Source organism: Enterobacter sp. S-33 (assembly GCF_028735835.1).
GTDB lineage: Bacteria > Pseudomonadota > Gammaproteobacteria > Enterobacterales > Enterobacteriaceae > Enterobacter > Enterobacter vonholyi.
Window position 1 is genome coordinate 4,028,742 of the sequence record NZ_CP117838.1, and the last position, 19,545, is coordinate 4,048,286.

General features: G+C 51.0%; 19 protein-coding genes and 1 other RNA gene. 7 read left to right on the forward strand and 13 right to left on the reverse strand.

From position 1 onward, the window contains the following. Positions 1-481: 481 nt before the first annotated feature. The 3 genes from PUP35_RS19105 to PUP35_RS19115 all read right to left on the reverse strand — a co-directional run bounded on the left by PUP35_RS19105 (position 482) and on the right by PUP35_RS19115 (position 4,446). Positions 482-2,683 (reverse strand): S8 family peptidase, encoded by a 2,202-nt coding sequence (locus tag PUP35_RS19105; protein ID WP_274240946.1) that lies wholly within the window; start codon positions 2,681-2,683, stop codon positions 482-484. Next, on the reverse strand, positions 2,676-3,791 hold the full coding sequence (locus PUP35_RS19110) for an AAA family ATPase (protein WP_274240947.1): 1,116 nt from the start codon (positions 3,789-3,791) through the stop codon (positions 2,676-2,678). Before PUP35_RS19110 ends, PUP35_RS19105 begins: the two co-directional genes overlap by 8 nt. Before the next feature lie 445 nt (positions 3,792-4,236). Further along, positions 4,237-4,446, reverse strand: coding sequence for a hypothetical protein (locus tag PUP35_RS19115; RefSeq protein WP_063157850.1), 210 nt, complete (start codon positions 4,444-4,446; stop codon positions 4,237-4,239). Between the two features lie 159 nt (positions 4,447-4,605). On the opposite strand from PUP35_RS19115, the gene PUP35_RS19120 reads away from it, so the two are divergent. Then, a complete protein-coding gene (locus PUP35_RS19120; protein ID WP_274240948.1) occupies positions 4,606-5,388 on the forward strand; it encodes an OB-fold protein in 783 nt (260 codons plus the stop codon). Positions 5,389-5,724: 336 nt separating this feature from the next. Next, entirely contained in the window at positions 5,725-6,285 is a 561-nt protein-coding gene (locus PUP35_RS19125; RefSeq protein ID WP_274240949.1) for a recombinase family protein, read from the forward strand. 81 nt (positions 6,286-6,366) lie between these two features. On the opposite strand, the gene PUP35_RS19130 is transcribed toward PUP35_RS19125, so the two are convergent. From PUP35_RS19130 to garL, 9 genes are all read right to left on the reverse strand, one after another. Then, positions 6,367-6,603, reverse strand: a complete 237-nt coding sequence (locus tag PUP35_RS19130; protein WP_274240950.1) for a hypothetical protein — start codon at positions 6,601-6,603, stop codon at positions 6,367-6,369. A 321-nt stretch (positions 6,604-6,924) separates the two neighbouring features. Then, positions 6,925-7,626 (reverse strand): YagK/YfjJ domain-containing protein, encoded by a 702-nt coding sequence (locus PUP35_RS19135; protein ID WP_274240951.1) that lies wholly within the window; start codon positions 7,624-7,626, stop codon positions 6,925-6,927. A gap of 203 nt (positions 7,627-7,829) precedes the next feature. Further along, positions 7,830-7,958 (reverse strand): hypothetical protein, encoded by a 129-nt coding sequence (locus PUP35_RS19140; protein WP_274240952.1) that lies wholly within the window; start codon positions 7,956-7,958, stop codon positions 7,830-7,832. After that, positions 7,955-8,446, reverse strand: coding sequence for a hypothetical protein (locus PUP35_RS19145; protein WP_274240953.1), 492 nt, complete (start codon positions 8,444-8,446; stop codon positions 7,955-7,957). The genes PUP35_RS19140 and PUP35_RS19145 overlap by 4 nt, the downstream gene beginning before the upstream one ends. 97 nt (positions 8,447-8,543) lie before the next feature. Further along, complete coding sequence (locus PUP35_RS22060) at positions 8,544-8,810, reverse strand: helix-turn-helix domain-containing protein (protein ID WP_368077509.1); 267 nt, start codon at positions 8,808-8,810, stop codon at positions 8,544-8,546. A gap of 149 nt (positions 8,811-8,959) precedes the next feature. Further along, complete coding sequence (locus PUP35_RS19150) at positions 8,960-10,354, reverse strand: tyrosine-type recombinase/integrase (protein WP_274240954.1); 1,395 nt, start codon at positions 10,352-10,354, stop codon at positions 8,960-8,962. Positions 10,355-10,643: 289 nt separating this feature from the next. Further along, an RNA gene (rnpB, locus tag PUP35_RS19155) (RNase P RNA component class A) lies at positions 10,644-11,020 on the reverse strand. Between the two features lie 59 nt (positions 11,021-11,079). Further along, a complete protein-coding gene (gene garR / locus PUP35_RS19160) occupies positions 11,080-11,970 on the reverse strand; it encodes a 2-hydroxy-3-oxopropionate reductase (protein ID WP_127732385.1) in 891 nt (296 codons plus the stop codon). Positions 11,971-11,991: 21 nt separating this feature from the next. Beyond that, positions 11,992-12,762 (reverse strand): 2-dehydro-3-deoxyglucarate aldolase, encoded by a 771-nt coding sequence (gene garL, locus PUP35_RS19165; protein WP_127732387.1) that lies wholly within the window; start codon positions 12,760-12,762, stop codon positions 11,992-11,994. A 374-nt stretch (positions 12,763-13,136) separates the two neighbouring features. Here garL and garD point away from each other — a divergent pair, with 374 nt between their 5' ends. Then, positions 13,137-14,708, forward strand: a complete 1,572-nt coding sequence (gene garD / locus PUP35_RS19170) for a galactarate dehydratase (RefSeq protein WP_274240955.1) — start codon at positions 13,137-13,139, stop codon at positions 14,706-14,708. 155 nt (positions 14,709-14,863) lie between these two features. Here garD and rsmI read toward each other — a convergent pair whose 3' ends face one another. Beyond that, positions 14,864-15,727, reverse strand: a complete 864-nt coding sequence (gene rsmI, locus PUP35_RS19175) for a 16S rRNA (cytidine(1402)-2'-O)-methyltransferase (RefSeq protein WP_111964947.1) — start codon at positions 15,725-15,727, stop codon at positions 14,864-14,866. A gap of 62 nt (positions 15,728-15,789) precedes the next feature. Between rsmI and PUP35_RS19180 the strand changes: the two genes are divergently transcribed. The 4 genes from PUP35_RS19180 to dolP are packed head-to-tail and all read left to right on the forward strand — an operon-like array spanning position 15,790 to position 19,517. After that, a complete protein-coding gene (locus PUP35_RS19180) occupies positions 15,790-17,967 on the forward strand; it encodes a penicillin-binding protein activator (protein ID WP_274240956.1) in 2,178 nt (725 codons plus the stop codon). Beyond that, the gene (locus PUP35_RS19185) at positions 17,925-18,320 is read left to right on the forward strand and encodes a YraN family protein (RefSeq protein ID WP_111964949.1); all 396 of its coding nucleotides are present in this window, start codon (positions 17,925-17,927) and stop codon (positions 18,318-18,320) included. Before PUP35_RS19180 ends, PUP35_RS19185 begins: the two co-directional genes overlap by 43 nt. Before the next feature lie 21 nt (positions 18,321-18,341). Beyond that, positions 18,342-18,932 (forward strand): DnaA initiator-associating protein DiaA, encoded by a 591-nt coding sequence (gene diaA / locus PUP35_RS19190; RefSeq protein ID WP_003861754.1) that lies wholly within the window; start codon positions 18,342-18,344, stop codon positions 18,930-18,932. Between the two features lie 9 nt (positions 18,933-18,941). Beyond that, complete coding sequence (gene dolP / locus PUP35_RS19195; RefSeq protein ID WP_111964950.1) at positions 18,942-19,517, forward strand: division/outer membrane stress-associated lipid-binding lipoprotein; 576 nt, start codon at positions 18,942-18,944, stop codon at positions 19,515-19,517. The last annotated feature ends 28 nt before the right edge of the window (positions 19,518-19,545 follow it).

Sequence of the window (19,545 nt, forward strand, 5' to 3'; positions counted from 1 at the left end):
GACGATCGTCAACAGATGCAGGAACGATACTGAAGGAGCAAAAACAGTGAAATGTGCTTAATGTCGCAAATATGAGAATTGATGTCGTTTGTTCGGTTGCCGGGCGGCGCAGCGCTTACCCGACCAGCAACATTCAGAAAGCAAAAACCCCGCCGAAGCGGGGTTTTTTAAGAAGTGAAACTGACCGATAAGGCGGCTTCGTTAAACCATACGTCAGGCATCTGCGGCGCTGGGGTTGTCGTGTGTCGCAGACTGTATCTCACTTTGTGTGACAGATAAAGGCAAAAGAAGAGCTGCGATAAAGACGGTAAAAGTCGGCTATGAGCGAGAAACAGATTTTGTTGTAAGGTAGCCATAACCGTTCTTACTGAATGTAAGCACACATGATGTCTTTCCTTCTCCTGTGACCAGGTAGTGCCACGTTAATGATGACAATACCTGGAATTGCACATTACACAGGGGCTGGGTTGGTGCACCAGATTCAAAGTCTGACTGGTACTGGTACAGAAATACGTGGCTGTATTTCAATCAGACGAGTGTCAGACTGAAGAATGCCAGTGAATATTTCCGGATTTTTGGGGGCTTCTAGCGAAACGACGAACGCATATCGAATGCTAGCAGCTTTCGCACCGTCTATCTGATCTCCGCCAGCGCGCGCCATGTAATGGATCTCAAAGCTGGGAGCGACTAAGCTCTTACCTCTTTTATTAAGCTCAGCGCTTAACACAGACTCCCACTTACCCGCATCAGCACGCAGTTCTGCTTCTGTTGCGACAGATTTCTGCTTAAAAAAAGACTGAGTTTTTTCAGGGTCAGGTCGAAACGTGATTTCGACTCCAGCTCGCGTATACATGGATGTATCTTGTGGATCCACAGGGGTAGAAAAACAGCAGGTTGCTTTGATTTTAACGTCACCTGTAATGCCAGCCTCCGGGATCGGGAGCGGAACGCGCAGATATTTTCCTGGTGTCAGCTCACCTTGATACAGAATGCGGGCAGTACCTGCAGGAGATTCAATTATCTGGCCAAGATCATCTGGAATTTTTCCCCAGCCGACGTCGCCTTTATCATGACCAGAACGGTCGGCGGCATTGATCAAGAGCGCCTTAATCGCTAGAGGAGAGATGTCATGACCTAAGATGGCGCGAATACCCACCGCGTAACGTAACAGATACGGGGCAGAGAAACTGGTACCGCATGTCGGAACTAGCTTTGCGGGATCACGATCGCTTGGCACGTGAAAATACTGGCGAGGGGTGCCACCAAATGCTACTAGGTCTGGTTTGACCAACCCTGGTGATCGACCCGGCCCCACCGCGCTGTAGGAAGCACGCTTCCACCCATCTTCGATCTGGTCGGCTGCACCTACAGCTAGTGCATTTACACAATCAGAAGGGACCTGTATGCGATTGAGACTTAATGAGCTCTCACTTTCACCGTTATTCCCTGCTGCAATCGTCAGGAAGGTATCTCCATCTGCCAGATAGGTGTCAATCAGCGATGTCCATGGATGGATCTCATCATCATCAATTGGTAGTGCAGGACCGAGACTGAGATTAAGAAACTCGTACTGACGCGACAGTAAAATATCTTCGAGGTGGCTCAGAGTGCGATAAAGCTCATATTGGTCCTCGCCATCGAGGTTATTATCGAGAATACGGTGATGGTCAACATACGAGTATGGTCGGCTGGCCGTCTCCCCTGGCCAGAGCGGGCCAAAAAGAAATGCTGAAGTCACACCTAGACCATGCGCTGGTCCATCCGGGTGATCTTCAGCAGAAGTATCTGCATGTGAATAATTGCCTACCCAACGTTCTAGTACGTGTTTATCAGGTAAACCTCCATCAAGAATGGCAACACGTACGTCAGAAGCGTAAGGCTGAACGTCTGGCAGGTCTATGTTCGCCCCTACCGCCCCCCCCCTGGTAAGAGGACGAAACGAACGCAGCGAGGGAAGCGGCCTCACAACACGCAGGAATGTAAAAGTGGCAAGGCGATTGAGTTCACTCTCGTTACCAGCAATAGGCATAAACCAGAGGCTGCCTACCTCAATTGCCATTTTATCTTTAACACTGAATCCCAATTCCTGCGCATAACTGATAAAAGCTGCTTTAATAAAATCATTGTTTCCGAGTGGCATCAGTTGTAAGCCCACCTCCCAGAATCCTTCAAAACCCTCCGCATTCTGCTTAATTTTTTCTGAAACGTCAGGCTCGGCGACGCTCCAGATATGAAACAAATCTGCTGCACCGCGCGTTTGCTCTGAAAAGTTATCCAACTCCTGACTGAATTCGGTTAGCCGGTCGCGTTTGCCTGCCACAAAAATCTTAGTTGTTGGGGAGGCCACGGGCTCCCCAACACGCGTCCAACGATCAGGAAGAACATCGACGCCCTTACTGCCAATCGAACGCACCGACATTTCCTTAAACAGCGTTCGGGGAAAATGCCCCTTCGCTATGTAGGAAGGATGAAGGGTTATTGCCGCAACCGCAAAATCTCTAGGACAAGCGTCATCATCAAGCTTATTCAGTTGACTTACCGTGTGCTTAAACTGAGGTTTAAGTCGGTCCATCACTTCAGAAAATGTATAGATAGGAACCGAATTTGGATTAATTTTCGGTGGTGGCTTTAGTGACGAGAGCAGTTCCGCTTTTCCGATTATATAATTACGTTTTTCAGCCATTGGTTAACTCCTTTGTCGCCAAACGTTTACGTATTGTGTCCCTGCTGACATTTGCAATTTTGGCCGCGTTTTGCTGTGTAAGCCCAAATTCACGTACCAGCCTGACAGCAAAGCTGATTTTTTCTGCTTTGGTTTTGGTCCCGACATCAAAATCAAGCTGCGTTATCAGGTCCGCTTCAAAACTTTCCGGGCGAAGTAAGTGTAACCTGCGTAATTGGGAGATCTCGCGCTTAATATTGCTATATGACTGACCTCGCAGGCTTTCTTTTAGAAGATCATACCAAGGGGCAAAGGTAGGGAAGTCCTGAGCGGCAAAGAGACGGATCGCCTCTGCCACCTGCATCTCATCGGGCAATTCAAAGGTCACCTCAAGGTCAAATCTGCGCCAAAGGGCAGGATCAACTAACTCAGGATGGTTTGTCGCTGCAACCAACATGCCGCTGCTCGGCCAGTCCTCAAGCTCCTGTAGCATGATCGTAACGAGACGTTTCAGCTCACCCACATCAGATTCATCCGTACGCTTTTTGGCGATGGCATCAATTTCATCCAGCAAGAGTATGGAGGGATGAGATTTGGCATAATCGATCACGCTACGCAGGTTACTACCTGTACGACCGAGGAAGCTACTCATGACCGTGGTGAGGTCAAGTGTGTAAAGGGGAAGCCCCAACTGCTGAGAGAGCCACTGCGCCGTCATCGTTTTACCCACTCCTGGAGGTCCACTGAAAATTAGTGATTTCGTTGGTATCAGGCCATGACGTTCCAGTAAATCGCTTTTCTTCCTTTCAAGTAATACCTGCTCAAGCTGGTTCTTTACCTGGCTCTGCAACAAAGGCTGTTCGTAACCGTATTCGGTAACTGGGACTTTAAGCATTGTCTGTGGGGCCGCCTCATCATGACCACTCCCCGGAAACTCAAATGAAGAAGCTTCTTTTCTCATAACATCATGAGAACGGACTGGACTGAGCTTAAGCAGCTCTTCAATTTTAACTGCCATCTGCGGATCAGTTTTTCGAAGGGAGCGAATATGTTTTGCAAGATAGAGCCGTAAATCTTTATCGCTCCCCTCCAAGGCCAGCTTAACAATACTGACTAAATCTAGTTCCATTTTCACACCTTTGGCAACATAAAACATAACCCATTGAATAAAATAAATTTTAATAAAATAATTCAATGCGTGTTTTGACTATTTTTTAGCATTATAGTCACTAGCCATGCAGAAGTCAGCAGGTGCTGTGTTTTTTTACAGTATAAAAATTTTGGATGTTTGCGATAAAAGTTATTGCTGTTTGACAAACGGAAAGTTACTGAGGATGGGCCAGCACTCCTTGCCTCCCGATTAAGGTGGTCAACAGTCAGCAGTAGTAACCAGTAATGTGAGTATTCCGAAAACTTCCTTCAAGCAAAGCGCCGTATTATGTGTAACTCCTCCGGAGCGGTTGATAAAAACCTCTCCTGACACAACAGACTATACCCAAATGAAGAAAGTCACATTTGAATCCATTGTGTATCTATCGATTCTGGGTAGCCAGCTAAAGATCATCCACCCAGATTTACTCACTGTCAGCCGTATCGAAACTTTTGCTGTACGGGCAATGCTTCGACTTGGTGACGTAGGTAAAGGTGTAAATGCTATTGCTGTAGATGCACAGGGTTTGCCCGTTCGCCGTGGTTGACTGCTCCGGGTTGCTCATAGTTATACGCCCGGCATTAACACTGAACGCAGCAAGAAGAAATCCCATCAACAACGCTCTTCTTACCATCTCTAAACCTCCACTAAAGCTGATTTCAGCCGCCTTCCTGCAAGCGGCGTATTTAAGATGCATCTCAATTATTGATCTGTAAAAACGATCGATAATATAATTTCGATCGATAAAATCTATTATCAGTTTTAACGGTCAAGTCTGCATACAGGAAGAAGCATGAAAAAAATTATTGCGCTACCTCTGGTGTTCTGCACTTTCTCGTCCATAGCTGGTGGTGCGGTCTCGAACGAAATCCAGCCATACCCCGATCACCTGGCTGCATATGTCAAAACGCTTGTTACAGCCAGTTGCGACCAGGTACTTTCAGATGATGGAAAGAACTCCATTGATAGAGCCATCAAGTCCATCAGCGCTAGCGCCACTAAAGGAATGACTGCCGACACGGAAAGCTACTACGCCGTTTACAATTCAATCGTCTTTGGCGCTGAGATGGGGGATAAGCTGAAAAATGCTAAGAAACAGAAAATGATTCTGGCAACGAAAGACAAAATTGGAATAGATAGTTGTGGTGGTGTAGGTGCTTATGCATTGATACAGAAGGATTTTAGAAAGATGACTCTTGCGGGGCTAATGCCTTTAGCCCCGCAATCTGGTGTCGTAAAACCAAAGGCGACATCTTCTGACGAAAGCGTGTATCGTACTACGGCGAAAGGTCTGGCTGAACTTTATAAAGCTAACGAGGTTGCAGCCGATGACAAAATTGGTGGTCGTAGGGTGGAAGTCACCGGAACTGTTCAGGACATAACAAAAAATTTCGCGAATGATGTCGTTCTTAAACTTGAAAGCGGTAACCGCTTTATGCCTGTCAGCCTGAGTATGTCTGATTCAGAAAAGACGAAGGCGTCGAAGCTGAAAAAGGGGCAGAAGATCAACGTGACTTGCGAAAAAATGCAATTTTTCATTGGTGCACCGTCTGGCGGCAACTGCACTTTTAACTAATCTGTCATACGGTCTGCCGGGTAAAATTCCCGGCAACTTACCCAATTCCCCCGCTGCGAAGAAATCAGAAGTCCCCCCACCTTGTATACAGCCAGCAATGCAAATATCACAGTCGCATTCTCAGCACGGCCTAACGGATTTTCTCCGTTCGCAATAGACACGCAGGATCTTTACCAAATATCCGTAAGGGTTGTTGCTGGTGGTGGTTGCTGTCTCGTTTGAGTAGACACAGTTGATACTTACCGCACATGTTCAAATTGGGTATCTAAATGATGTTGTTTTAACTTATTTGATACTGTATCATTAAGACCATGAATATGAGACTTTGAGGCAGATATGAAAACTTTCGGGTATGTACGGGTAAGTAGCAAAGATCAAAATGAAGCGCGTCAAGTTGAAGTGTTGGCTACGAAGGCTGACGAGATTTTGATCGATAAAGCCAGCGGTAAGGATGCAGACAGGCCAGCCCTAAAAGAGCTAATGAGTAAAGTTCGCTCTGGCGACACGGTTCGAGTTAAAAGCGTTGACCGTCTGGCCCGTAATACCCGCGATCTGCTGGAGATTCTGGAGGAACTTACCACAAATGGTGTGAGAGTTGAGTTTATCGATAATCACATGGTGTTTGATGATTCACCCACCAGCAAATTTATGATCACAATGCTCGGAGCCGTCGGTGAACTGGAGCGCTCTTTTATTCGCCAACGTCAGAATGAAGGCATCAAGATCGCGAAGGCGAAAGGTGTATTCAAAGGGCGACAAAAAGATGAAGAGACCCGCAGGAAGGTCGCTGAGTATCTGGCTAAGGGGACATATTCCAATGAAGAGATTTATAAGCTGGTGGGATGTGGTCGGGCTACTTTTTTCCGTATCAAAAAGGAACTGACTCAAGCACTGTAGATTGCAATCGATGTCAGCCTCTTAAGGTAAAACGCCCTCTTATGGCTAGGGCGTTTGATAAAACTTCAAAAATGACATGCGTCATTTTTTTTCAAAATCATCTTTCCACAGCCATTCGAACTCTTCATAGTAGCTGTCTAATTCAGTATGCTCCAGGTGTTCGTTACTATTCATTTCCAAAGCTGATTTCGCAGTGTCAATCAAGCGACAGAGAGCTTCTCTGTTATCTTCATTTTCCCTGAAATCATGTTTTTTTAACCAGTAGTTCAATTCATGGTCTTGCTCTTTTGAAATGTGCTTCCCAACCGGATGTGCCATAGTTACTCCATTTTAAAATGTGCAAATTGCCATACTGTTATTGTGGTTTATTGTGGGTTTTCAAGAGCAGGATATTGTTTTTTTATAGATATTTGATTCGGGAAAGTAGGAAGCATGTACCAGAGGTCGTGGACTGAATGGATTGAATATTTTCTTGCAGAGATGAGAATAATACGCTATTTTTAAAAGTTAACCCGTGAGTGTGAATGTAAGGCCCTGTTAAACGCAGCGTACGCCGTCTTGAGCGCTCTTTGTGGTGTCGGTAATGCGAAGGTACTGCTTTTTGTTTTCATGGGCTTAGGGCGCGTTACGCGAAGGATTTTATGACTTTTCCGTTTCCTGCACCTTCATCTGCAATCTTGAACTGGAAAATATTTTCGGTTGTCCTTTTTTATCGCCACCTTTGCCGCGATTTTTAGCAAGATACGAAACCCGTTTAACCATAGCTACCAGTGAATCATGATCACCTTGCCTGATTATGTAGCGGCCTTGCGGAAGATGGACGCGAGAAACTCCATCTGTTAAATCAGACCAAATTCGACTGATGCGCCCAATCATTCCCTCATTTCCAAATCCCGCTGTTCGGACCTGAAAGTATGGCAGGGCGATCCAGCAGTGATAATGCACTTGTTTTGCTTTTTCTTTTTCCCGGCACCAGCCATACGCGAATTTTTTGATCGGCTGATTGCTCCAGGCTTTCGCGGTAAATTCACCACGCAGGCGGGTAAAGAGTTCGCTGATCAGGATGTTGCTATCCTTCGTGCTCATTCCATCAGGCACCGATAAATCAAAGCGGAAACCGTAAACCTCGCTGTAATGCGACTGCATCGCGCGAAGTTGCTTAATGAAGGTGTCGATGATTTCTTTTCGAAGTGGGTTACTATTTTTGTTGTCTGGATCATGATTGAGGCGATATTGCAGACCATCATGAGAATACACCGGAGAATGAATCAAAGAGTAACGCCCGCTACTATCGCGGTGGTGTGTAATGTGCGCTGCTGCATCAAAAACTGCCTGTGACATAATCCCCCATAAAAGATAGATCTCCCTAAATATAAAGATATTAATAAGAACCAGTACGCGAGAAGGAACGCCCAACTTTTCCAGATGCCTATCGGCACTGGGCTATGTGAAGCGAACCCCATTATTATTTTTACTCAGAAAACTTTCCATTATTTGGCTTGTTAACCTTTAATCTTAATCCCGCACGGATGACATTGCAATGATTATTTTATTCGGCGATATTTTTCCGGGTTAGCGTCAGCAAGTGCTTTCGCCTTTGCGATGGCGCGTTTCAACGCTTCTTCATCGATAACATTAACGGGGCACTCGCGCGGTGCCTTTGGTGTGGTCACGCTTTAACACCATTCAGGAGAGAGCGTAAGCGATCCCGCATTGCTGCTTGCTCTGCCTCTGCTTGTTCTTTAGCTTTCCGGTGTGAGTCCTCAGCGGCTTGTTGCATCAGTACGTCAATTTCACGCTCCATAGCGGTAAACAGTTCATCGCTGTAAGCGTCAGATACTTTGGAGCGTAGCTCTTTGAGTTCCGTTTCGATCAGTGGGTCAGGCTTTTGTAGAGTCACGGAAATCATCGATGAATTGGCAAGCACTGAAGCAGGGCCAGAAAGATGAAACCGCCAGCCGTCAAGGATCAGAGTCTGGAACCTGTCCACCAGCCGCGCCGGAATGTCAGCAAAGTTCTGGAACTTGTTATAACGGGCTTCGGCGTTTTCAATGCGGCGCTGCAAAACTTCTGGATTTGGTTGGTATTTTGCAGCAATTTTATCGATAAAAGTCTGTAATTCTGGGTCGATCTGGTTAGACAGTTTTTTCTTTGTTGTCATGCGGGTCTCCGTAATCGGTAGTCAATAGGCGTGGGTATTCGCTGGCGCTGGTGATGTGCGTCAGTCATTACCGCTTTGCAGTGGTTTCTATGGTCTATCAGTAAGTAACGTTGTAAGTCTGGTTGCAGGTCGGACAGAAGTTCGGTCTTCCTGCTGTCAGAAGATACCAGCGGCACACACTCGAACGGTCAACAATGAAATCCACCAGCCCAAAATCGGCAAATGCGGATAAATTTCTGTGCGTTGTCGATAAAGGAATATTCACCAATCGTGACAGGTCGAAAGCTGTTAACGGGATATGGTTTTGCGTCAGGTAGTGAAGAAGGTGAATTCGTGAAATCGTCAGAGTCAGTCCGGACTTCATGAGAATGCTGACCAGCGTTTTACGTTCTTCTGAGAAAGGCGGTGAAAAAGCTGGTAGCGTTAAGGCAAAGCACAAAATGACCTCTCAATAAGTTATTCATTATAAGAGGTATTTTATCATAAAATCACGCAAATAGGAACAGTTATCATTTAAAACCAATCAACACTATCAACCACTGGAAGCAAGTCAGAAACTTTCATCTTGCCTGTATAAACCTTAGTTTGTCCCTGGTTTGAATGCTCATGGCCGATTGTCTGCTGAACAAGCGTGAGGGTATGTTTTGCCTGAATTTCAGTTACGAAAGTGTGGCGTAAGCTGTGAACAATGCGCCTGTTTTTAAAATCGTCAAGGTAATCAATATTCAATTGCTCACGTATCGCGTGGAACAACCGGGTTACCTGACTTCGATTAGTAATCTCGGGAAACAGGTAAGCATCTGGCTTTTTGCCATCCAGATACAGCAAGAACCCCATGTCAAGAAGACGCTTTGCGATAGGAACCTGTCGAATGCCTGCCTCAGTTTTACTATCCCCGATCATTATGTAATGCCTCTGGCTATCCTCGTCCAACCGCACATCGGAAACTTTCAGTTTTGCGATTTCAGAGCGTCTAGCGCCAGTGTACGCCAATAGCAAAAAACCCCATTTATTCCACCCTTCCAAAGTTGCAAAGTGACATACTAATTTTCGCATTTCTGCTCGAGTGTAATAACCATAGCTGTGGCTTTTAGCTTGGTACGTAACGTTAAGTGTCGGTGATGATTCAAGAATATCCTCTTCTTTAGTCAGGTAGGTTGAAAACAACCCCTGACACAGTTTCAGATAATCTTTGACCGTTTTGGATGAAACCAGATCTTCTTCTGGGACTTCATCCAAGTCCAAACATTGCTGGATCGTCATCCGGTTATAAGGCCTCTTATTCTGACGAGGTAAACCTTCAACTACCTCAAGCAGGTTTTTAATATCACGTCGAGTAATGTCAGAAACTTGAGTGTCAGCCCCCAAAACCGCCTCTATCACTTCATAGTATTTTTCATTCCCCTGCCGAATCTTGGGAGTCCAGTCCGACTTAAATTTTACAAATCCCTTCCATGCATCGGATAAGGTTAGTTTAGAGATTAAGGGTGTTGCAGGTTTATCTTCTGAGATGGAAACGTAATCATTGTCAGGTCGCATAGAGCTAACAATCTGCCGATAATCTGAATGTCGTTGATCCAGAAAGGCTATATGCGCATCGCAGTAATGTCGCCATCGGAGATCGTACTCTGAAGCCAAATAATCAACTTCATCCTCCATGCCCGTAAGATCAAACTGGCTACCAAGTTGTTCGATAACCGAATCCAATGACAACGGGTCAGAGTCTTGTTTGAAGGTAAAATCAAGCAATTGCCCGAAATCTCTCGCATTCCGTTTTTCATCAACCAGAGAACCTGACTTTCGCAATGTACTACGCACTTTTGAGGGAATTTTTTTTGCCGCGGCGTAAAAAGCTGCCTGAATTTTGAGCAAATAACTATCAATATCGTCTTGTTCTAACTTCTTCATTTTCTGCACTATGTCCAAAAGTTGCGCTGGCTCCATCTTGGCCGATTTTACAAAAGAAATGAATATAGAGAGACGGGAAGATATAAATCTTGCTCTAGTGGCTGAATCGCAGCCCAGAGACACACGAAAAAAACCACCTGAGGGTAGTCTGAAATGAAGGCTGTAGCGATTGCCACGCTTTAGGATGTTGGGGATGGAACAGCCGTTGGTGTGTCTCTTTTGTATCACAGTCTGTGTCACAGTTTTGCCTTAGAAAGCCTGAGACACACCAACGTATTGTTTTAGAAGAAGTTGAAGCTGACCGATAAGCCGGGTTCTGTCGTGGACAGTCATTCATCTAGGCCAGCAATCGCTCACTGGCTCAAGCAGCCTACCCGGGTTCAGTACGGGCCGTACCATGTGAACCCCTATTTGGCCTTGCTCCGGGTGGAGTTTACCGTGCCACGGACTGTTACCAGCCGCGCGGTGCGCTCTTACCGCACCCTTTCACCCTTACCTGATCCCGCTTGCGCGGGCCATCGGCGGTTTGCTCTCTGTTGCACTGGTCGTGGGTTTCCCCCCCAGGCGTTACCTGGCACCCTGCCCTATGGAGCCCGGACTTTCCTCCCCTCCGCCCGTCTCCCCCGAAAGGGACGACGACGAAGCGGCGACTGTCTGGTCAGCTTCGGCGCGCAGTATAGAGGGTTTGCACGCCGCTGTCACCCTCAGGTATGGGAAAGCCGTGATTAACGCGCCACTTCCACCTTCGCCAGTTTTTCGTAATAGCATGCAATCGCGCTGTGATCTGCCGTGCCCAGGCCATCGGCACGCAGCGCCTGCATCATCTCCATAACTGCTGCGGTCAGCGGCAGCTGTGCGCCCACGCCGTGTGACGTATCCAGCGCGTTCGCCAGATCTTTGATATGCAGGTCGATGCGGAAACCGGGTTTGAAATTACGCTCCATGACCATCGGCGCTTTGGCATCCAGTACGGTGCTGCCCGCCAGACCGCCGCGAATGGCCTGATAGACAAGGTCCGGATTGACGCCCGCTTTGGTTGCCAGCGTCAGCGCTTCAGACATGGCGGCAATGTTGAGTGCCACAATCACCTGGTTTGCCAGCTTGGTCACGTTACCCGCCCCAATCTCTCCGGTGTGTACCACGGAGCCCGCCATCGCTTTCATCAGGTCGTAGTATCTATCGAAAACGGCTTTATCACCGCCGACCATCACCGACAACGTGCCGTCGATCGCTTTCGGCTCACCGCCGCTGACCGGCGCATCCAGCATATTGACGCCCTTTGCCTTTAGCGCCTCGCTGATTTCACGGCTTGCAAGCGGTGCGATAGAGCTCATATCGATCAGCACCAGGCCAGGCTTCGCGCCGTCGATAATGCCGTTTTCACCCAGCGCAACCTCTTTGACATGCGGGGAGTTAGGCAGCATGGTGATGATGACATCGCACTGCTCGGCAATGGCTTTCGCGGTGGTGGCGGCTTCTGCGCCAGCCGCTATCACCTCAGCCACGGCCTGTGGATTATGATCGGAGACCACCAGCGAGTAACCTGCTTTGATGAGGTTCTTACTCATTGGTTTACCCATGATCCCCAGGCCAATAAAACCCACTTTCAGCGTCATAATCTGTTTCCTCAATGATGGTTATTTTTTAAAAGCGTCCGCTAATTTCTGCGTGGCCGAGCGGAATACGCCGAGGTCGCTGCCGACGGCAACAAACGTGGCTCCCCACTCCAGATAGCGACGGGCGTCAGCCTCAACCGGTGCCAGAATGCCGCACGGTTTGCCGTGTGCTTTAGCACGGGCAAAAATGTGCTGGATCGCGCGCTGCACGTCAGGGTGGCTGGCATTACCCAGATGGCCAAAGGCGGCAGCCAGATCGCTTGGGCCAACGAAGATACCGTCCACGCCGTTGGTGGCTGCAATCGCATCGACGTTATCAACGCCCTGCTGGCTCTCAATCTGAACCAGAATGGTGATGTTGCTGTTGGACTGCGCGAAGTAGTCCGGCACGGTGCCAAACATATTGGCGCGATGCGAAACGGAAACGCCGCGGATCCCTTCTGGCGGATAGCGCGTAGAGGCTACGGCCAGTGCCGCTTGTTCTTCTGTCTCCACAAACGGGATCAGGAAGTTATAGAAGCCGATATCCAGCAGGCGCTTGATAATCACCGGCTCGTTGGTGGGGACACGCACTACCGGGGCGCTGTGGCTGCCTTTAAGCGCCATCAGCTGCGGAATAAAGGTGCTGATATCGTTCGGCGCATGTTCGCCGTCCAGCACCAGCCAGTCGAAACCAGCCAGGCCCAGCACTTCGGTGCTGATAGGATTTGCCAGCGCGGACCAGCAGCCAATCTGAATCTGGTGCGTCGCAAGAGCCGCTTTAAATTTATTCGGGAAGATATCGTTATTCATCGTATTTACCTTTTTAATTCCGCAGCCTTTTTCAGCATCATTTTATTTATTCAGACACCGCGCCAGCATGATATTTATTATTCTGCCGTATTCTGGCGTGATAAAAACGTCATTCAGTATAAGGCGCAATCCGCGACCGCACATTGTTTTAATGCTCAGGTATTACGGTATATTTTGATAAAAATTTTTGCATATGCACAAAGCACTGGGCGCTAATGCACAGAATCAGGGATTACTGGTTCGGGAGCGATCGAGATCACATTTTCATATCCCCTATGCTGACATGCTTTATTTCTGCAAGCCGCGTATTTATTTCTACCATTAGAAAATTGGCTGAATTTATTATCAGACACTTTGCTGGAGAATATTGAACAATGGCCGACATTGAAATTCGACAGGCATCGCCGACGGCGTTTTATATAAAAGTTCACGACACCGATAATGTAGCGATTATTGTCAACGACAATGGCTTAAAAGCGGGTACCCGCTTTCCGGACGGGCTGGAACTGATTGAGCATGTTCCGCAGGGACATAAAGTCGCCCTGGTGGATATCCCTGTTAACAGCGAAATCATACGTTACGGTGAAGTCATCGGCTATGCCGTTCGTTCGATACCTCAGGGAAGCTGGGTGGAGGAGTCGCTGGTGGCGCTTCCGGAAGCACCGCCGCTGAATACGCTTCCGCTGGCAACCCGAGTGCCGGAACCGCTTCCCCCGCTTGAAGGCTATACCTTTGAAGGCTACCGCAACGCGGACGGCAGCGTCGGCACTAAAAATCTGCTCGGCATTACCACCAGCGTACACTGCGTGGCGGGCGTAGTGGACTACGTGGTGAAAATCATCGAACGCGATCTGCTGCCGAAATACCCGAACGTCGACGGCGTGGTGGGCCTGAGCCACCTCTACGGCTGCGGCGTGGCGATTAACGCCCCTGCTGCCGTGGTGCCTATCCGGACTATCCACAATATCGCCCTGAACCCGAACTTTGGCGGCGAGGTGATGGTCATCGGTCTGGGGTGTGAAAAATTGCAGCCAGAACGGTTGCTTCAGGGGACCGAGGATGTCAAAGCCATCCCGGCAGACGAGGCCAGCATCGTGCGCCTGCAGGACGAACGTCACGTTGGTTTCCGCTCAATGGTCGACGATATTTTGCAGGTAGCAGAACGCCATCTGGACAAGCTCAACCGCCGCCAGCGCGAAACGTGTCCGGCGTCGGAGCTGGTGGTCGGAACCCAGTGCGGCGGCAGCGATGCCTTCTCCGGCGTGACGGCCAACCCGGCGGTGGGCTATGCGTCCGATCTGCTTGTTCGCTGCGGCGCCACGGTGATGTTCTCCGAGGTGACTGAAGTGCGTGACGCCATCCATCTGCTGACGCCGCGCGCCGTTAATGAAGAGGTCGGCAAGCGCCTGCTTGAGGAAATGGCCTGGTACGATAGCTATCTCGAGATGGGCAAAACCGACCGCAGCGCCAACCCGTCTCCAGGCAACAAGAAAGGCGGCCTGGCAAACGTGGTGGAAAAAGCCCTTGGTTCGATTGCCAAATCCGGGCAGAGCGCGATTGTGGAAGTGCTCTCTCCGGGCCAGCGCCCGACGAAACGCGGCCTGATTTACGCGGCAACGCCGGCCAGCGATTTCGTTTGCGGCACGCAGCAGGTCGCGTCCGGCATTACGGTGCAGGTCTTTACCACCGGGCGCGGCACGCCGTACGGCCTGATGGCGGTACCGGTGATCAAGATGGCGACACGCACCGAGCTGGCAAACCGCTGGTATGACTTAATGGACATCAACGCGGGTACTATCGCGACCGGAGAAGAGAGTATTGAGGACGTGGGCTGGAAGCTGTTCCACTTCATTCTGGATGTCGCCAGCGGGAGGAAGAAAACCTTCTCCGATCAATGGGGATTACATAACCAGCTGGCGGTGTTCAACCCGGCACCGGTGACGTGATTTTCCGTCCCACATCTATCCCGCATTCAGGTAACCCGCCGGACACGCCGCAAACCATCCAGGTTGAGGCGATACCTGTTGGCTAAAAGACGCATAACGATCCGTAGGCCGGGTAAGGCGTAGCCGGCACCCGGCAAAAACCGGCAGGGGATGCCTTACTCCCCCTGCTGCTCCAGCGCATACTTATACAGCGCATTTTTCTTCACGCCGTGAATTTCTGCCGCCAGCGCAGCGGCTTTCTTCAGCGGCAGTTCCGCCTGCAGCAGCGTCAGCGTGCGCAGCGCGTCGGCAGGAAGCGCGTCTTCTTCCGCCTTGTGCCCTTCGACAATCAGCACCATTTCACCCTTGCGGCGGTTTTCGTCTTCCTTCACCCACGCCAGCAGCTCGCCCACCGGTGCGCCGTGGATGGTTTCCCAGGTTTTAGTCAGCTCGCGCGCCAGCACCACATAACGGCCTTCTCCCCAGACGGTCACCATATCTTCCAGGCTCTCCAGCAGGCGGTGCGTGGATTCGTAGAAAATCAGGGTGCGCGGTTCCGCTTCCAGGTCTTTTAAAACGTCGCGGCGGCCTTTGGATTTGGCAGGCAGGAAGCCTTCATAGCAGAAACGGTCAGACGGCAGACCTGCAGCGCTTAATGCAGCAATCGCGGCGCACGGCCCGGGCAGCGGCACAACGCGAATACCGGCTTCGCGACAGGTACGCACCAGGTGATAGCCGGGATCGTTGATCAGCGGCGTACCGGCGTCGGAGACCAGAGCAATGTTCTGCCCCTCTTTCAGCTTCGCCACCAGCGTTTCGGCTTTTTGTTGCTCATTGTGATCGTGCAGAGCAAACAAACGGGCGTTAATCGCGAAATGTTGCAGCAGCAGGCCGGTGTGTCGGGTATCTTCAGCAGCAATTAAATCAACAGCTTGCAGTACGGTGAGCGCACGTTGGGTAATATCAGACAAATTCCCGATAGGAGTAGGTACAATATAAAGCTGGCCTTGAGAATTATCTGCCGTTTCGTGTTGTTTCATTGTTTCGTCCGTATTGCCGATTTAATATTGAGCATTGCGTAAAAAAAATCACTGGATACAGTATGGTACCGTTAACGTTTCTTCGAAAAAAAGCCACGCGCAGCGTGCCGCTTCTGCTGGCAGCCCTGATCTTTGCAGGCTGTGGTACCCAGGCACCTGACCAGAGCACCGCCCATCTTCAGGGTTCTGCTCAGGCTGATTCTGGCTTTTATCTGCAGCAAATGTCGCAGAGTTCAAATGATACCAAGACCAACTGGCAATTACTCGCCATTCGTGCACTGCTGAAAGAGGGTAAAACCCAGCGGGCTGCCGAACTGTTTAACCAGTTGCCGAAAGATCTTAACGACGCCCAGCGTCGCGAGCAGAGCCTGCTCTCTGCCGAGCTGAAGGTCGCGCTGAAAGATTACGCCGCCGCGAAGAAGATCCTCGGGGACATTGACGTGAGCGCGCTGGATAAAAACCAGCAGGCTCGCTTCTGGCAGGCGGGCATTACCGCTGAGCAGGGGCGCCCTTCCCTGACGCTGCTCCGCGCCCTCATCGCGCAAGAGCCGCTGCTCGGCGGTGCCGAAAAGCAGAATAATATTGATGCCACCTGGCAAGTGCTGGCTTCGATGACGCAGGAACAGGCGCAGGCTCTGGTCATCAACGCCGATGAAAACGTTCTTCAGGGCTGGCTGGATCTGCAGCAGATGTGGTTTAACAACCGCAGCGATCCAAAGATGCTGAAAGCCGGTATTACGGACTGGCAGACACGCTACCCGCAAAACCCGGGTGCGAAAATGCTGCCAACCCAGCTGGTGAACGTGCAGAACTTTAAGCCAGCGTCCACCAGCAAAATCGCCCTGCTTTTGCCGCTCAACGGCCAGGCGGCGGTGTTTGGCCGTACCATTCAGCAGGGCTTTGAAGCAGCGAAAAACGGCACGACGTCGGTCACCGGCAGCGCTGTTCCCGCCCAGGCGGCCCAGGCGGCTAACGTGAGTGATGTTGTGAGCCCATCCGCCGCCGAGACCAGCGACCTGACCACCGCGCAAGCTCCGGCGCAGGGCACGATGCAAAACCCGGTGACGGCCCCGACAACGCCTCCAGCTGAAGCTGCACCGGCTACAGCTGCACCAGCTACGGCAGCACCTGCGACCCAGGCTCCAGCCGAGACCCAAGCGGCACCAGCACCTGACGCAACGGTAGAACAGCCTCAGCAGCAGACTGCACAACCCGCGGCCCAGCCTGCCGCTCAGCCGCAGGCCGTAGCAACCACCAGCGCCAACCCGGGCGCTGAGGTGAAAATTTACGACACCAGCTCGCAGCCGCTTGACCAGGTACTGACTCAGGTTCAACAGGACGGGGCGAGCATCGTTGTCGGCCCGCTGCTGAAAAACAACGTGGAAGAGCTGATGAAGAGCAATACCACGCTGAACGTGCTAGCGCTCAACCAGCCTGAGCAGGTTCAGAACCGGGCCAATATCTGCTACTTCGCGCTTTCCCCTGAAGATGAAGCGCGCGATGCGGCGCGTCATATTCACGAGCAGGGTAAGCAGGCTCCGCTGCTGCTCATCCCACGCAGCGCGCTGGGCGATCGCGTGGCCAATGCCTTTGCCGATGAGTGGCAGAAGCTGGGCGGCGGCGTGGTGCTGCAGCAGAAATTCGGCTCCGTCTCTGAACTGCGTGCGGGCGTAAACGGTGGAGCGGGTATCGCGCTTAACGGCAGTCCTGTCACCGCGAGCCTGCCGCAGCAGCAGGGCGTGACGATTGGCGGCCTGACGATCCCGGCCCCGCCTACCGACGCGCAGATTAGCGGTGGCGGTAAAGTGGATGCGGCCTATATCGTTGCCACGCCGCAGGAGATCGCCTTTATCAAACCGATGATCGCGATGCGTAACGGCAGCCAGAGCGGCGCAACGCTTTACGCCAGCTCACGCAGCGCGCAGGGCACCGCCGGCCCGGATTTCCGTCTGGAAATGGACGGTCTGCAGTACAGCGAAATCCCGATGCTGGCTGGCAGCAATCCGGCGCTGATGCAGCAGGCGCTGAGTGCCGTACGTAACGATTATTCTCTGGCGCGTCTGTATGCGATGGGTGTCGATGCATGGGCGCTGGCGAACCACTTTACCCAGATGCGCCAGGTGCCGGGCTTTGAGCTTAACGGCAATACCGGCGATCTGACCGCCACCCAGGACTGCGTGATCAACAGGAAGTTATCATGGCTCAAATACCAGCAGGGGCAGATCGTCCCGGCCAGTTAAGCCGAAAAGAGACCGGCGATGCGTGGGAATTAAAGGCGCGTCGCTGGCTTGAAGGCAAAGGACTGCGTTTTATCGCCGCCAACGTCCGCGGGCGCGGCGGCGAAATCGACCTGATCATGAAAGACGGTCAGGTCACCGTGTTTGTAGAAGTCCGTTTTCGACAGTCCTCTCGTTTTGGCGGTGCTGCCGCCAGCGTGACGCTCGCCAAACAACATAAATTATTACAGACTGCCCACTTGTGGCTTGCCCGCCATAATGGGAGTTTTGATACTGTGGATTGCCGGTTCGATGTGATAGCCTTCACCGGAAATGAGATCGAATGGCTTAAAAACGCTTTTGGCGAAGACGCATAATTAAGATTTAAAAGGGATAACGTGCTCGAAAGAATTAAAGTGTGCTTCACAGAAAGCATCCAGACTCAGATTGCCGCGGCGGAAGCCCTTCCGGATGCTATCTCGCGTGCCGCAATGACGCTGGTGCAATCCCTGCTAAACGGCAACAAAATCCTCTGTTGTGGCAACGGCACGTCAGCCGCCAACGCACAGCATTTTGCTGCCAGCATGATCAATCGCTTTGAAACAGAACGCCCGAGTTTACCCGCCATTGCACTTAATACCGATAATGTGGTCTTAACGGCGATTGCTAACGATCGTCTGCATGACGAAATTTACGCAAAGCAGGTGCGAGCCCTGGGTCACGCCGGAGATGTGCTGCTGGCCATCTCCACGCGCGGCAATAGCCGGGATATTGTCAAAGCCGTTGAAGCTGCCGTCACCCGCGACATGACAATCGTGGCCTTAACCGGCTATGACGGGGGTGAGCTGGCGGGTCTGCTTGGGCCGCAGGATGTGGAAATCCGCATTCCTTCTCACCGGAGCGCACGTATTCAGGAGATGCATATGCTCACGGTGAACTGCTTATGTGACTTGATCGATAACACGCTTTTCCCTCACCAGGATGATTAAGGAGTTCTTATGAAGGCTTTATCGACCCTCGCAGTCCTTATGTCTGCATTACTGCTTCAGGGATGTATCGCTGCGGCCGTTGTGGGTACCGCCGCGGTAGGCACCAAAGCGGCAACCGATCCGCGCACCGTGGGAACGCAGGTGGATGACGGTACGCTGGAGCTGCGCGTCAACAGTGCGCTGTCGAAAGACGAACAAATCAAGAAAGAAGCGCGTATCAACGTGACGGCTTATCAGGGCAAAGTGCTGCTGGCAGGTCAGGCACCGAATCTGGAGCTCGCCTCTCGTGCGAAACAGATTGCGATGGGCGTAGAAGGGACCACTGAGGTGTTTAACGAAGTGCGTCAGGGCAAGCCAATTGGCCTGGGTGATGCCTCTTCCGATACCTGGATCACCACCAAAGTACGCTCCCAGCTGCTGGGCTCGGACCAGGTGAAATCCTCCAACGTGAAGGTGACGACAGAAAACGGTGAAGTGTTCCTGCTGGGTCTGGTGACCGAACGTGAAGGGAAAGCGGCGGCCGATATCGCCAGCCGGGTGAGCGGCGTGAAGCACGTCACCACCGCGTTTACTTACATCAAGTAAGCTACACCCGACTGTAAGCCCGGTGAGC